This is a genomic window from Tardiphaga sp. 619_E2_N8_4 (assembly GCF_051810905.1).
In the GTDB taxonomy this organism is placed as follows: domain Bacteria; phylum Pseudomonadota; class Alphaproteobacteria; order Rhizobiales; family Xanthobacteraceae; genus Tardiphaga; species Tardiphaga robiniae.
The window spans coordinates 911,764-924,997 of record NZ_JBPWQJ010000001.1; the positions used below are offsets into that span (position 1 = coordinate 911,764).

Here is a 13,234-nt window from a genome sequence, read left to right on the forward strand (position 1 = left end):
AAGCTACCCGACCCGCAGGCGGCCCTTACGGTTCGTAATACCGGCCCTTGATGGGCGGCTGACGAAGAGCAGAAACGACTATTTGTGCGCCGACAATTGGCTCTATCCCTGAACGAGCTACGGCGCCGCGACTTTCGTCATGGCGCCGTAAGGACTCTATTGTTTAGTAAGAACTTTATTGTCCAAAGACAATCGGCAAACCCGGATCCTTAAAACGTCAGACCTGACGCTCGACCATCTTCATCTTCAGCTCGGCGATGGCTTCAGAGGGGTTGAGACCCTTCGGGCACGCCTTGGCGCAGTTCATGATGGTGTGGCAGCGATAGAGCCGGAACGGATCTTCGAGATTGTCGAGGCGCTCGCCGGTGGCTTCGTCGCGCGAATCCTTGACCCAGCGGGTGGCCTGAAGGAGGGCAGCCGGACCGAGGAAGCGGTCGCTGTTCCACCAATAGCTTGGGCACGAGGTCGAGCAGCAGGCGCACAGGATGCATTCGTAGAGGCCGTCGAGCTTCTCGCGGTCCGAATGGCTCTGCTTCCATTCCTTCTGCGGGGTCGGCGTGGTGGTCTTCAGCCACGGCTCGATCGACGCATACTGGGCGTAGAAGTTGGTGAGATCCGGCACCAGGTCCTTCACGACGGGCTGATGCGGCAGCGGATTGACCTTGATGGCGCCGTCGTCGACTTCGTCCATCGCACGGGTGCAGGCCAAGGTGTTCTGGCCATCGATATTCATGGCGCAGGAGCCGCAGACGCCTTCGCGGCAAGAGCGGCGGAAGGTCAGCGTCGGATCGATGTTATTCTTGATCCAGATCAGACCATCGAGAACCATCGGACCGCAGTCGTTGGTATCGATGTGATAGGTGTCGACCGACGGGTTCTTGCCGTCATCCGGATTCCAGCGATAGACGCGGAATTCGCGCGTCTGCGTGGCGCCGGCCGGCTTCGGCCATTCCTTGCCGCCGGTGATCTTGGAATTCTTCGGAAGTGCGAACTCAGCCATTCTCTCAAGCCTTCGCTGTCATCATTAGTACACGCGCGCTTTGGGCACGATGTACTGAACGTCGTTGGTCATCGTGTAGTCGTGCACCGGGCGATAATCGATGGTGGTCTTGCCGCCCCCATCGATCCACGCCAGCGTGTGCTTCATCCAGTTCTTGTCGTCGCGATCCGAGAAGTCCTCGCGCGCATGCGCGCCGCGGCTCTCGGTGCGATTCGCAGCCGAGTCCATGGTGACGATGGCCTGAGTGATCAGGTTGTCGAATTCGAGGGTCTCGATGAGATCCGAATTCCACACCAGCGACCGGTCAGACACGGCGATATCGCCGATACCGCCATACACCTTGTGGATCAACTCCTTGCCTTCGTTCAGCACTTCACCAGTGCGGAACACGGCGCAGTTGGTCTGCATCACATGCTGCATGTTCTCGCGGATCTTCGCGGTCGAAGTGCCACCCTTCGCATAGCGGTAGTGATCGAGACGGCTCAGCGCGCGGTCGGCCGAGTCCTTCGGCAGGTCGGGCTGCTTGGCATTCGGCGTCAGCTTCTCAGCGCAGCGCAGCGCGGCCGCACGGCCGAACACCACGAGATCGATCAGCGAGTTGGAGCCGAGACGGTTGGCGCCGTGCACCGACACGCAGGCAGCTTCGCCCACGGCCATCAGGCCCTGCACCACCGCATTGTCGTCGCCGTCCTTCTTGGTGACGACTTCGCCGTGATAGTTGGTCGGGATGCCGCCCATGTTGTAGTGCACCGTCGGAACGATCGGAATCGGCTCCTTGGTGACATCGACGCCGGCGAAAATGCGCGCCGAGTCGGAGATGCCCGGCAGACGTTCGGCCAGCACCTTCGGATCGAGATGGTCGAGATGAAGGAAGATGTGATCCTTCTTCTTGCCGACGCCGCGGCCTTCGCGGATTTCGATGGTCATGGCGCGCGAAACCACGTCGCGCGAGGCGAGATCCTTGGCTGACGGTGCGTAACGCTCCATGAAGCGCTCGCCTTCGGCATTGACGAGATAACCGCCTTCGCCGCGCGCGCCTTCGGTGACGAGACAGCCCGAACCGTAAATGCCGGTCGGATGGAACTGAACGAATTCCATGTCCTGCAGCGGCAAACCAGCCCGCAGCGCCATGCCGCCGCCGTCACCAGTGCAGGTATGCGCCGAGGTGCAGGAGGCGTAAGCGCGGCCATAGCCGCCGGTGGCGAGAATGACGGTCTGCGCCTTGAAGCGATGCAGCGTGCCGTCGTCGAGCTTGAGTGCAATGACGCCGCGGCAGACATTCTGATCGTCCATGATCAGATCGATGGCGAAGTATTCGATGAAGAACTCGGCCGAGTGACGCAGGGCCTGGCCGTACATCGTGTGCAGCATGGCGTGACCGGTCCGGTCAGCGGCCGCGCAGGTGCGCTGGGCCTGGCCCTTGCCGTAATCCATGGTCATGCCGCCGAACGGGCGCTGATAGATCTTGCCGTCTTCGGTGCGCGAGAACGGCACGCCCCAATGTTCGAGCTCGTAAACGGCATCGGGCGCGTTGCGCACCATATATTCGATGGAATCCTGATCGCCGAGCCAGTCCGACCCCTTCACGGTGTCGTACATGTGCCAGCGCCAGTTGTCCTCGTGCATGTTGCCGAGCGAGGCAGAGATGCCGCCCTGGGCAGCAACCGTGTGCGAGCGGGTCGGGAACACCTTGGTGATACAGGCGGTGCGCAGACCAGCTTCGCCGCAGCCGACGGTCGCGCGCAGGCCGGCGCCGCCGGCGCCAACGACAACGACGTCATAGGTGTGATCTTCGATGGGATAGGCGTGGCCGTTGGTGGCGGGGCCGCCAACGCCGTTCGCGCCAGTGCCGTTGACGGCCATGCGCTACACTCCGGATGAAAGTTTAAGGATGGCGTAGATCGATGCCAGCGCCACGGCGGCAGAGAAGAAATTGTTGCCGATGATCGAGATCAGCTTGATCTTCTCGTCATGGACATAGTCTTCGATCACGACCTGCATGCCGATCTTCATGTGCCAGACGCTGGCAACGATGAAGAGCAACATGACGATGGCGACAATAGGCGAACCAAGGACCTGCGCCACGCCGGCCTGATTGCTTCTGAAAACCGACATCACGATGAAGATCACAGGGATCATCAGCAGCAGCATAGCCACGGCGGTCAGGCGCTGACGCCAGAAGTCTGATGTGCCCGAATGCGAGGAGCCGAGACCACGGACGCGGCCGAGCGGCGTGCGCACCGACTTCGGAGAGTTGGAACCGCTCATCGTCCGCCTCCGATCGCGTAGGCAATGATCCAGAGCAGGATGGTGATGCCGATGCCGCCGATCAATGCCGCCCAGGTGAGCCATTCACGCTCGGATGGCTTGAAACCGTAACCGAGATCCCAAACCAGATGGCGGACGCCGCTCATGGCATGATGGATCAGCGCCCACGTGTAGCCGAATGCGATCAGGCGACCGATGATGCTGCCGGTGAAGGCCTGTACATGGGCATAGGCGGCTGGGCCGGACGCAGCGGCGATCAGCCACCAGACAAGAAGCAAGGTGCCGAAATACAAGGCGACGCCAGTAGCGCGATGCACGATGGACAGCGCCATCGTCAGGGTCCAGCGGTACACTTGGAGATGCGGCGAAAGGGGTCGTTCGATCCGAGCGGTCATTTAGCAACTTTGACAGGTTAATGGGCAGACGGTGCCCGATTGGGGATCGCGTAGAGCAATTCTATTTACGAACTCAAAACAACCAGTGCAATCGCGAAATGACATACTCCGAACAATCGTTCAGAGCTTCAAATGAGCCTTGCATTTGCGGGTATTGACAGTTGCCGGGCTTGTTGCTGACAGCCTTGGTGAAGCGCGATTCATGAGAACTTCATGATGCGATAGCAAATGGCAATCGGGGCGGGAATGGCTGGGCTCAATGTAACCGAGATTGTCGAACTGGCGGCGCTTCTTATTGCCGTCGGCGCACTGGCCGGTTTCCTGGCAGGTGTCTTCGGGATAGGCGGAGGCGCCATCCTGGTCCCCGTATTTTACGAGTGTTTCCGCATCGCCGGAGTGCCTCTGGAAGTACGGATGCCGCTCTGTATCGGCACCTCGCTGGCCATTATCATCCCGACCTCGATCCGGTCCTTCCGTGCCCATATGGCCCGAGGCGCCGTCGATATTGAGATCCTGCGGAAGTGGTGGTGGCCGATCCTGATCGGCGTCGTCATCGGCAGCGTCACAGCCCGTTATGCCCCGGAGCGGCTGTTCAAGATCGTTTTCGTTGCCGTTGCCTGGTCCGCGGCGGCACGGCTGCTGCTCGCGCGCGACGGCTGGAAGCTCGGCGACGACTTGCCCGACGGCCCACTGATGAAGATTTACGGCTTCTACGTCGGTCTTCTCTCCACGCTGATGGGCATTGGCGGCGGATTGTTCTCGAACCTGCTGATGACCTTTTATGGCCGGCCTATCCATCAGGCGGTGGCGACATCCTCAGCACTCGCCGTGCTGATCTCGATCCCCGGCGCCATCGGCTACATCTATGCCGGCTGGCCGGCCGCTGCGCGCTTTCCCGATGTCGCAGCGCTGCAGCTGCCGTTCGCCATCGGTTATGTCTCGCTGATCGGTGCGCTGCTGGTGATGCCGACCAGCCTGCTGGTGGCGCCGCTCGGCGTGAAGGCGGCGCATGCGATGTCGAAGCGCGCGCTGGAAATGGCGTTTGGAATTTATCTATTCATCGTCGGTAGCCGGTTTGTCATCGCTCTAATATGACCCCGTAAATCGGGGCGGCCGACGCGCAGCAACAACCGTAATAGTATCCGGATCACAACTTGCTATGGATGCCGTCAGACCACACGACGGAACACCGATGGCGCACTCACATCACGATCATGACGACCACGGTCACACACACGACCATGCCGGCCACGACCACGCGCAAGGCGATCACGCCGGTCATTCCCACGGTCCCGGCGGACATGTGCATGCGCCCGCTAATTTCGGCATGGCTTTTGCCATCGGCATCAGCCTCAATACCGTCTTCGTCGTCATCGAGGCGATTTACGGCTATGCCAGCGGCTCGATGGCGCTCGTGGCCGATGCCGGGCACAATCTCTCGGATGTGCTCGGGCTGATCGCGGCATGGACCGCAGCTGTACTGTCAAAGCGCGCGCCGACGCCGCGCTTCACCTATGGCTTGCGCGGTTCTTCAATTCTGGCGGCGCTCTTCAACGCGGTGTTCCTGCTGGTTGCCGTCGGTGCCATCGCCTGGGAAGCCGTGCTAAGACTGTTCAATCCCGAACCGGTAGCCGAGGTCACCGTTATGATCGTCGCCACCATCGGCATCGTCATCAACGGCGTGACCGCGTGGCTGTTTGCCTCGGGCCGCAACAGCGACCTCAACATCCGCGGCGCCTATCTGCATATGGTCGCCGACGCTGCGGTCTCGGTTGGCGTGGTCATCGCCGCGATCGCCATTATGTTCACCGGCTGGCTGTGGATCGACGCCCTGACCAGCCTCGTCATCTGTGTGCTGATCGTCTGGGGCACCTGGAGCCTCTTGCGCGACTCCACTGCGATGTCGCTCGCCGCCGTTCCGCGCGGTATCGACCCCGTTGCCGTGCGCGGCTACCTCGAACAATGCCCCGGCGTCGCGCAGGTGCACGACCTGCATATCTGGCCGATGAGCACAACCGAAGTGGCGCTGACCTGTCACATGGTGATCCCGTCAGGCGCGCCCGGCGACGCCTATCTGATGGAAGTCGCCGCGCGCCTGAAGCGTGACTTCGGCATTGAGCACGCGACGATCCAGATCGAGATGGATCCGAATTCGGCCTGCGCACTCGCGCCGGAGCATGTGATCTAGGGTATGGCCACACAGCATCTCATGGTTCGAGACGGCGCTGCGCGCCTCCTCACCATGAGGGACCGTGCGAGGACTTACTTCGCGTAGATATCCTTGTAACTATCGCGCAGCACGTTCTTCTGCACCTTGCCCATGGTGTTGCGCGGCAGATCGTCGACGAAAATCACGCGCTTCGGCATCTTGAACTTGGCGATCTGGCCATCCAGCGCCTTGAGCACGGAGGCCTCGTCGATCGCGGTCTTCTTGTCGCTCACGACCACGGCGGTGACGCCCTCACCGAAATCTGCATGCGGCACGCCGATCACGGCGCTTTCTATCACGCCGGGCATGGCGTCGATCTCGCTTTCGATTTCCTTCGGATAGACATTGAAGCCGCCCGAGATCACCAGATCCTTGCCGCGGCCGAGAATGTGGACATAGCCCTTGGCGTCGATCTTGCCGAGGTCGCCGGTGATGAAGAACCCGTCGTCGCGGAACTCCGCCTTGGTCTTCTCCGGCATCCGCCAATAGCCCTGGAACACATTCGGCCCTTTCACCTCGATCATGCCGATGGTGTCGCGCGCGAGTTCCTTGGCCGTTTCGGGATCGGTGACGCGCACGGAGACGCCGGGAAGCGGGAAGCCCACCGCGCCGGGTACCCGCTCGCCGTCATAAGGGTTCGACGTATTCATGTTGGTTTCGGTCATGCCGTAGCGCTCGAGCACAGCATGGCCGGTGCGCGCGAACCATTCGCGATGCGTATCGGCCAACAGCGGCGCGGAGCCGGAGATGAACAGCCGCATGTGGCTGCAAGTCTCTTTCGTCAGATTCGGCGACTGCAGGATACGCGTGTAGAAAGTCGGCACGCCCATCAGCACGGTGGCGCGGCCCATCAGCTTGATGATGAGTTCCGGATCGAGCTTGGGCAGGAAGATCATCGACGCGCGCGCAAACAGCGTCACATTGCTCGCCACGAACAGACCATGCGTGTGATAGATCGGCAGGGCGTGGATCAGCACATCGTCCTTGGTGAAACGCCAGTATTCAACAAGGCTCAGCGAGTTCGACGCCAGATTGTCGTGGCTCAGCATCGCGCCCTTGGAGCGGCCGGTGGTGCCCGACGTATAGAGGATCGCGGCGAGATCTTCGTTCTTGCGCTCGACCGTGCTGAAGTCCGGCTTCTCTTTCGCTGCCGCATCGGTCAGCGAACCCTTGCCGTCGGCGCCCAGCGTCTCGACCTTCGCACTGACCTTGGCCGTAATGGCGGCGAAGCCTTCAGCCTTGGAGGGATCGCACACCACCAGCGACGGTTCGGCGTCGGTAATGAAGTAATCGAGCTCGTTCAGCGTATAGGCGGTGTTGAGCGGCAGATAGACCGCGCCGGCGCGCACGGTCGCCAGATACAGCACCAGACCGGGCACCGACTTCTCGGTCTGCGCCGCGACACGGTCACCCGGCTTGACGCCGCGAGCCACCAGCACGTTGGCCATCTGGCCCGCTAGCGCGATCAGATCGCCATAGCTGATGTGCTTGCCCTCGGGCGTCTCGATGGCGAGACGCGAGGCATCGTCGAGTTTGTCGAACAGGCGAGAAAACAGGTTGGCGTTCATGGCAAGGTCACGCGGTGCAGGAGTGCGGGAGCGACCGGTGCAGCTAGCCTGACGATCGCGTCATTTGTCCCGTTCCTTAGCAAGAATGGCTATATCTAGGCAACGCATGCCCCATGGGGATCGCCCCCATATCTGGTGGATCGGCCGCCTGGGTCGCGTCATCCTGCCGCGGTTTCCGCGCGTGATTGTATCAAACGCGATGCATCGAACGCGTTGTTGCCTCGCGCGAACGGGATGCGCCCGCAAAAGTTTCAACGGCGCCGAAAAATATAGCCTGAAACTGGTCCCGAGACCTCGCGTAACTCGGGCATCGACGGCGCAATCTGGCCTCCAGGGGATTGCCGCGGTTGATGCCATTCATCGCACCAGCAAGATCGCTGGTCACTTACATCACTCGGGAGACGATCCATGTCCAAGCGCATTGCACTTCTGTCGGCCGTCGCATTCAGCACCCTCGCCATCACTGGCGCCGTGCTTGCCCCCGCACAGGCCGAAGACAAGAAGATGATGAAGAGCGAAATGTCGGGCGAAAAGACCGTGATGGTCGGCGGCGCGCCGATGTATCCGTCGAAGAACATCGTCGAGAACGCCGTCAACTCGAAGGATCACACCACGCTGGTCGCCGCCGTGAAGGCCGCCGGCCTGGTCGATACCCTCTCCAGTAAGGGCCCGTTCACGGTGTTCGCACCGACGAACGCCGCCTTCGGCAAACTGCCGGCCGGTACCGTCGATACGCTGGTGAAGCCTGAGAGCAAGGCGACCCTGACCAAAATCCTGACCTACCACGTGGTCCCCGGCAAGCTGAACGCCGCCGACCTCAAGGACGGCCAGAAGCTGAAGACCGTGGAAGGCGAAGAGCTGACCGTGAAGGCTTCGGGCGGCAAGGTGATGATCGTCGATGCCAAGGGCGGTTCCTCGACTGTAACCATCGCCGACGTTAACCAGTCGAACGGCGTGATTCACGTCATCGATACTGTCCTGATGCCGAAAGCCTGATCTCTGGCTTCTGCGCAACAAGTTCGCGCATCCTTACTTGTCCTCACTGGATGCGCGCGCGTCCCCGAAGGATACCGAGGGGCGCAAAAGGAGCGAGCCGGGGCAACCCGGCTCGCTTTTTTGTGATCGATATGAGCCGGCCCGACCGGGGTTGTTACAGGAGCCGCCGTAACGAACGACCGGTTATGCCGTATAGCTGGTAATAACTCGCGTCACCGAGCACCAATCGAACCACTGCTCAGCCCAGGATATGCCTATGTCGAGCATCACAGCCGCCAGCGACCGCGCCGCAACCAAGGTTACGAACACCAAAGTCATCCAGCCCGCCTGGGTGCGCGTCGTGCACTGGATCAACGCCGTCGCGATCGTGCTGATGATCATGTCGGGCTGGCAGATCTACAACGCCTCGCCGCTGTTCAATTTCACATTCTCATCATCCATTACGCTGGGTGGTTGGCTCGGCGGCGGCATCATGTGGCACCTCGCCGCCATGTGGCTGCTGGTGATCAACGGCCTCGTTTATCTCACTCTTGGCATGGTCACCGGACGCTTCCGCAAGAAGCTGCTGCCTATCTCGGCGAAAGGTGTGCTCGACGACACCAAGGCTGCGCTGACCGGCAAGCTCTCGCACGCTGATCTCTCAACCTACAATCAGGTGCAGAGGCTGCTCTATACCGGGATTATCGTGGTCGGCATTCTGATCGTCCTGTCGGGCCTCGCAATCTGGAAGCCCGTCCAGTTGCAATATCTTACTGCGCTGTTCGGCGGCTACGACACCGCCCGCTATGTGCATTTCTTCATGATGGCGGCCATCGTCGGCTTCCTCGTCATCCACGTCGCTCTGGCCCTGATCGTGCCGAAGAGTCTGCGTGCAATGATCATCGGACGCTGAGGGATACGACCATGATCAGGAAACTCCGCTCCCTCATCATTCCCGGCGTCGACAAGAATCTCCTCGTCAAGGATGCCACCAAACTGATGCCCGATCTGTCGCGTCGCCGTTTCATCGCGTCGGGTGCAAGCTTCGGCGCATTGACTTTGCTCACCGGCTGCGACGTGAGTGACAGTCTCTCGGCCGAGAACCTGCTGACGCATATGTCCAAGTTCAACGACATGGTTCAGGCCCGAATCTTCAATCCGAACACGCTGGCGCCGACCTATTCCGAGAAAGACATCAAGCGTCCGTTCCCGTTCAACGCCTTCTACGCCGAGGACGACGCACCGAATGTGGACGGCAAGGAGTGGAAGCTCGAAGTCTCCGGTCTGGTGCAGGACAAGAGGTCCTGGACGCTGGATGAACTGCACAAGCTGCCGGAAGTATCGCAGATCACCCGCCATATCTGCGTGGAAGGCTGGAGCGCCATCGGCTCCTGGCAGGGCACGCCGCTGCGCGACTTCCTGAAACTGGTCGGCGCGGACACCAATGCGAAGTGGGTTCATTTTCGCTGCGCCGAGGACTATGCGAGCTCGCTCGATATGCCCACGGCGATGCATGCGCAGACGCAGATGACCTTCAAATTCGACAACCAGCTCCTGCCGCGGGCCTATGGTTTCCCGATGAAGATCCGCGTACCGACCAAACTCGGATTCAAGAATCCGAAATACGTCGTCGCGATGGAAGTCACCAACGACTACAAAGGCGGCTATTGGGAAGATCAGGGCTATAACGATTTCAGCGGAAGCTGATCGGTTTCTGGAACATCGCCAGCACCGCACCGAACACCAGCGTCGCTGCTGAGACCACAAGAGCGGATGTGAGACTGCCGGTCGCGTCCGAAATGGCACCCACCGCGATCGGACCCAGAGTCTGGCCGATGCCGAACACGATCGTCACCGCCGCGATGGCCTTCGACCATGCCGCGCGAGGATAGTTGAAGCGCACGAAGGCCGTGGTTGCCGCAACCACCGCGAAGAATGCAACGCCGAAAATGGCGGCGGAGATGCCGAGCACCACAGGCGAATGCCCGAGCAGCGGCATCGCTGCGCCTACCGCATTGGTGCCAAGAATGATTGCCATGGCGCGGCCGCTCTGGCCACGTGCCAGCACACCGCGCCACAGCCACGGCGACGCGAACGAGCTGACGCCGATCAGGCACCAGAACGCGCTTTGTGCCAAAGCGCTGCCGCCACCATCGCGCACATAGGCAATCATGAAGGTCATGTAGGCGATATAGCCGGCGCCAAACATGAAATAGGCAATGAGGTAAATCCACATCGGGCGGATCGCGAGCGGCACCTTGTCGTCCGTTGACGTGTCATCGGACGCATCGACGCGCGGACGCAATAGCGGCAGGCCGATCACGACCGAGACAAGACCGAGGACCAACCACACGATCCACCAGGAGCCCGGACCAAAGCCCTGCAGCACGAACGGCGCGATCAGACTGGACAGGAGGATACCCATACCTGGCCCGGCATAAAACAGACTGAGCAGATAGGACGACCGTTCGGGATAAGCGAGGCCGATGGTGGCGGCGAGCGCGCCGCCGGCCACGAACGAAACCGCCGCGCCAAAACCGGTGACCAGCCGCGCGATGCTGAGCAGCGTAAAATCCACGGTGACGCCGCAAACGATGAGCGACAGGATGCAAGCAAGCGTACCGCCCTGAATCACCGCGATCAGACCGAAGCGCCTGCCGAGCCCGGCCGCAACCAGTGCGCCGGCGAGATAGCCCGCGGCGTTGACGGTATTCATGAAGCCGGCCGCCGAATAGGACCATTGCAGGCTGTCGCGCATATCGGGCAACACCAGCGAATAGGCAAAGCGGCCGATGCCGAGCCCGATGGCCGGCGCGAGCGACAGGACGAGTATCAGCCACGCCGGGTTAGGGCGCGCCGGGGAAGGCACAGATGACGTCACGGGGATCTCCGCTGCGTCACCAATGTCGCAGGTTTCACGGCACCCGCAATCATCCCTTCGGCAACACTGTCTTGCCATTCCCGCAATGACGTCTTAGCACTCGCGGCAATCAGTAACGGATTGCAAGGGCACTTGAATATGGCAACGCACAAATTGCTGCTTCTCCCCGGCGACGGCATCGGCCCTGAAGTGATGGCCGAGGTGAAGCGCCTGATCAACTGGATCGATGCCCAGGGCATCGCCAAATTCACGATCGAGAACGGCCTGGTTGGCGGCGCCGCCTATGATGCCGACAAGCTCCCTATCACCGATGCCACAATGGCCAAGGCGGATGCGGCCGACGCCATCATCTTCGGCGCCGTCGGCGGCCCGAAGTGGGACAGCGTGCCTTATGAGCATCGCCCCGAGGCCGGCTTGCTGCGCCTGCGCAAGGATCTCGGCCTGTTCGCCAATCTGCGCCCAGCCGTGTGCTATCCCGCGCTGGCGGAATCATCGAGCCTGAAGCGTGAGGTCGTCGAGGGCCTCGACATCATGATCGTGCGCGAGCTCACAGGCGGCGTCTATTTCGGCGAACCGAAGACCATCACCGATCTCGGCAACGGCCAGAAGCGTGCCGTCGATACGCAGGTTTACGACACCTATGAAATCGAGCGCATCGCCCGCGTCGCTTTCGATCTGGCCCGCAAGCGTCAGAACAAGGTGACGTCGATGGAGAAGCGTAACGTCATGAAGTCGGGCGTGCTCTGGAACGAGGTTGTCACCCAGGTGCATGGCCGCGAATACAAGGACGTCACGCTCGAGCATCAGCTCGCCGATTCCGGCGGCATGAACCTCGTGAAGTGGCCGAAGCAGTTCGACGTCATCGTTACCGACAACCTGTTCGGCGACATGCTCTCGGATATCGCGGCGATGCTGACCGGTTCGCTCGGCATGCTGCCCTCGGCCTCGCTCGGCGAAGTCGATGCCAAGACCAAAAAGCGCAAGGCAATGTATGAGCCGGTGCATGGTTCGGCGCCGGACATTGCCGGCAAGGGCATGGCCAATCCGCTGGCGATGATCGCCTCGTTCGGCATGGCGCTGCGTTATTCGCTGGAGATGGGCGAGTTGGCCGACAAGGTCGACCAGGCCATCGCGGCGGTGCTGGCAAAGGGTCTGCGGACAGCGGATATCAAGTCGGAAGGGTCAACCGTGGTGAGCACATCCGGCATGGGCGAAGCACTGCTGAAGGAGTTGCAGGCGCTGCACGCTTAAGCGCGCGAAGGCTCAAGCCTCTCGATCTGTCGTCCCCGCGAAGGCGGGGACCCATAACCACGATGAGCGTGGGTTAAGCGACAGAGTTGCGGCTACAGCGCTTCGATTAGATCTTCGGCGTGTATGGGTCCCCGCCTTCGCGGGGACGACATCGGTGAGACCTTCCCCACAAACAAAAAATGCCCGGCTGAGCCAGGCATTTTCGTATCAATATATCACTGCGCTCAGTAGAGCGGGAAGCGCTCGGGATAGCCGCCGAGATCCCACTGCGAGTTGAGCGGCTGGCGGTCCAGCGGACGGTTGTTGTTGTCGCGGGCGAAGGAGTAACCGGGCGGATAGGCATAGTCAGTGAACTTGCGGTCACCCGGGAGCACTTCGACGCCGGCATCGAGCCAAGAGCGACGCGTCACGTAAACGCGGGTGCGGCCCTGCTGATAGGACACGTTCGGGCCGCGCGCGCCATAAACAGCGTCACGGTCAGACACACGGACCTTCTTCTTGGTGGCGGCATCGGCCGGCGAGACAGCAACAGCGGTCGCGATGACGGCAACCGTCGCGAACAACATGGCGAGAGTTTTCGCGGCGGGGAATTTCAAGGTCATCAGGTCCTCATTGCAGTCAGAAGATCGGCATTCAAAAGCCGAGTCGGCAAATCCGATTTGCGGTCAATTTAGCTGGCCGGGGTAT

Annotated in this window: 13 protein-coding genes; 6 read left to right on the forward strand and 7 right to left on the reverse strand. The window is 61.1% G+C overall.

Annotated features, from left to right (window positions below; genetic code table 11):
- Positions 1 to 217: 217 nt before the first annotated feature.
- From AB8A23_RS04255 to sdhC, 4 genes are read right to left on the reverse strand one after another with little or no spacing between them, the layout of a single operon-like run.
- Positions 218 to 1,000 (reverse strand): succinate dehydrogenase iron-sulfur subunit, encoded by a 783-nt coding sequence (locus AB8A23_RS04255; protein WP_068737894.1) that lies wholly within the window; start codon positions 998 to 1,000, stop codon positions 218 to 220.
- Between the two features lie 24 nt (positions 1,001 to 1,024).
- Positions 1,025 to 2,863 carry a succinate dehydrogenase flavoprotein subunit gene (sdhA, locus tag AB8A23_RS04260; protein ID WP_439060334.1) on the reverse strand — a complete coding sequence of 613 codons (1,839 nt, stop codon included), beginning with the start codon at positions 2,861 to 2,863 and terminating at the stop codon, positions 1,025 to 1,027.
- Between the two features lie 3 nt (positions 2,864 to 2,866).
- The gene (gene sdhD / locus AB8A23_RS04265) at positions 2,867 to 3,268 is read right to left on the reverse strand and encodes a succinate dehydrogenase, hydrophobic membrane anchor protein (protein WP_439060333.1); all 402 of its coding nucleotides are present in this window, start codon (positions 3,266 to 3,268) and stop codon (positions 2,867 to 2,869) included.
- Entirely contained in the window at positions 3,265 to 3,663 is a 399-nt protein-coding gene (sdhC, locus tag AB8A23_RS04270; protein WP_439060332.1) for a succinate dehydrogenase, cytochrome b556 subunit, read from the reverse strand. The genes sdhD and sdhC overlap by 4 nt, the downstream gene beginning before the upstream one ends.
- A 246-nt stretch (positions 3,664 to 3,909) precedes the next feature.
- Here sdhC and AB8A23_RS04275 point away from each other — a divergent pair, with 246 nt between their 5' ends.
- Positions 3,910 to 4,758 (forward strand): sulfite exporter TauE/SafE family protein, encoded by an 849-nt coding sequence (locus AB8A23_RS04275; RefSeq protein WP_439060331.1) that lies wholly within the window; start codon positions 3,910 to 3,912, stop codon positions 4,756 to 4,758.
- A 232-nt stretch (positions 4,759 to 4,990) separates the two neighbouring features.
- The gene (locus AB8A23_RS04280; RefSeq protein WP_439060330.1) at positions 4,991 to 5,851 is read left to right on the forward strand and encodes a cation diffusion facilitator family transporter; all 861 of its coding nucleotides are present in this window, start codon (positions 4,991 to 4,993) and stop codon (positions 5,849 to 5,851) included.
- Positions 5,852 to 5,925: 74 nt separating this feature from the next.
- Here the strand turns inward: AB8A23_RS04280 and AB8A23_RS04285 are convergent, their stop codons facing one another.
- Complete coding sequence (locus AB8A23_RS04285; RefSeq protein ID WP_439060329.1) at positions 5,926 to 7,440, reverse strand: malonate--CoA ligase; 1,515 nt, start codon at positions 7,438 to 7,440, stop codon at positions 5,926 to 5,928.
- Between the two features lie 408 nt (positions 7,441 to 7,848).
- On the opposite strand from AB8A23_RS04285, the gene AB8A23_RS04290 reads away from it, so the two are divergent.
- The 3 genes from AB8A23_RS04290 to AB8A23_RS04300 all read left to right on the forward strand — a co-directional run bounded on the left by AB8A23_RS04290 (position 7,849) and on the right by AB8A23_RS04300 (position 10,122).
- A complete protein-coding gene (locus tag AB8A23_RS04290; RefSeq protein WP_068737906.1) occupies positions 7,849 to 8,436 on the forward strand; it encodes a fasciclin domain-containing protein in 588 nt (195 codons plus the stop codon).
- Between the two features lie 256 nt (positions 8,437 to 8,692).
- On the forward strand, positions 8,693 to 9,328 hold the full coding sequence (locus AB8A23_RS04295; protein WP_120287775.1) for a cytochrome b/b6 domain-containing protein: 636 nt from the start codon (positions 8,693 to 8,695) through the stop codon (positions 9,326 to 9,328).
- Positions 9,329 to 9,339: 11 nt separating this feature from the next.
- Complete coding sequence (locus AB8A23_RS04300) at positions 9,340 to 10,122, forward strand: molybdopterin-dependent oxidoreductase (protein ID WP_439060328.1); 783 nt, start codon at positions 9,340 to 9,342, stop codon at positions 10,120 to 10,122.
- On the opposite strand, the gene AB8A23_RS04305 is transcribed toward AB8A23_RS04300, so the two are convergent.
- Complete coding sequence (locus tag AB8A23_RS04305) at positions 10,109 to 11,296, reverse strand: YbfB/YjiJ family MFS transporter (RefSeq protein ID WP_439060327.1); 1,188 nt, start codon at positions 11,294 to 11,296, stop codon at positions 10,109 to 10,111. The two genes, AB8A23_RS04300 and AB8A23_RS04305, sit on opposite strands and share 14 nt — an antisense overlap.
- Before the next feature lie 138 nt (positions 11,297 to 11,434).
- Between AB8A23_RS04305 and leuB the strand changes: the two genes are divergently transcribed.
- Positions 11,435 to 12,547 carry a 3-isopropylmalate dehydrogenase gene (leuB, locus tag AB8A23_RS04310; protein WP_439060326.1) on the forward strand — a complete coding sequence of 371 codons (1,113 nt, stop codon included), beginning with the start codon at positions 11,435 to 11,437 and terminating at the stop codon, positions 12,545 to 12,547.
- Positions 12,548 to 12,771: 224 nt separating this feature from the next.
- On the opposite strand, the gene AB8A23_RS04315 is transcribed toward leuB, so the two are convergent.
- Positions 12,772 to 13,149 carry a hypothetical protein gene (locus AB8A23_RS04315; RefSeq protein WP_089266485.1) on the reverse strand — a complete coding sequence of 126 codons (378 nt, stop codon included), beginning with the start codon at positions 13,147 to 13,149 and terminating at the stop codon, positions 12,772 to 12,774.
- Positions 13,150 to 13,234: the final 85 nt, after the last annotated feature.

Excerpts from the sequence above, each read along its gene's own strand:
- AB8A23_RS04255 (WP_068737894.1), bottom strand. The coding sequence starts at position 1,000 with ATGGCTGAGTTCGCACTTCCGAAGAATTCCAAGATCACCGGCGGCAAG.
- sdhA (WP_439060334.1), bottom strand. The coding sequence starts at position 2,863 with ATGGCCGTCAACGGCACTGGCGCGAACGGCGTTGGCGGCCCCGCCACC.
- sdhD (WP_439060333.1), bottom strand. The coding sequence starts at position 3,268 with ATGAGCGGTTCCAACTCTCCGAAGTCGGTGCGCACGCCGCTCGGCCGC.
- sdhC (WP_439060332.1), bottom strand. The coding sequence starts at position 3,663 with ATGACCGCTCGGATCGAACGACCCCTTTCGCCGCATCTCCAAGTGTAC.
- AB8A23_RS04275 (WP_439060331.1), top strand. The coding sequence starts at position 3,910 with ATGGCTGGGCTCAATGTAACCGAGATTGTCGAACTGGCGGCGCTTCTT.
- AB8A23_RS04280 (WP_439060330.1), top strand. The coding sequence starts at position 4,991 with ATGGCTTTTGCCATCGGCATCAGCCTCAATACCGTCTTCGTCGTCATC.
- AB8A23_RS04285 (WP_439060329.1), bottom strand. The coding sequence starts at position 7,440 with ATGAACGCCAACCTGTTTTCTCGCCTGTTCGACAAACTCGACGATGCC.
- AB8A23_RS04290 (WP_068737906.1), top strand. The coding sequence starts at position 7,849 with ATGTCCAAGCGCATTGCACTTCTGTCGGCCGTCGCATTCAGCACCCTC.
- AB8A23_RS04295 (WP_120287775.1), top strand. The coding sequence starts at position 8,693 with ATGTCGAGCATCACAGCCGCCAGCGACCGCGCCGCAACCAAGGTTACG.
- AB8A23_RS04300 (WP_439060328.1), top strand. The coding sequence starts at position 9,340 with ATGATCAGGAAACTCCGCTCCCTCATCATTCCCGGCGTCGACAAGAAT.
- leuB (WP_439060326.1), top strand. The coding sequence starts at position 11,435 with ATGGCAACGCACAAATTGCTGCTTCTCCCCGGCGACGGCATCGGCCCT.
- AB8A23_RS04315 (WP_089266485.1), bottom strand. The coding sequence starts at position 13,149 with ATGACCTTGAAATTCCCCGCCGCGAAAACTCTCGCCATGTTGTTCGCG.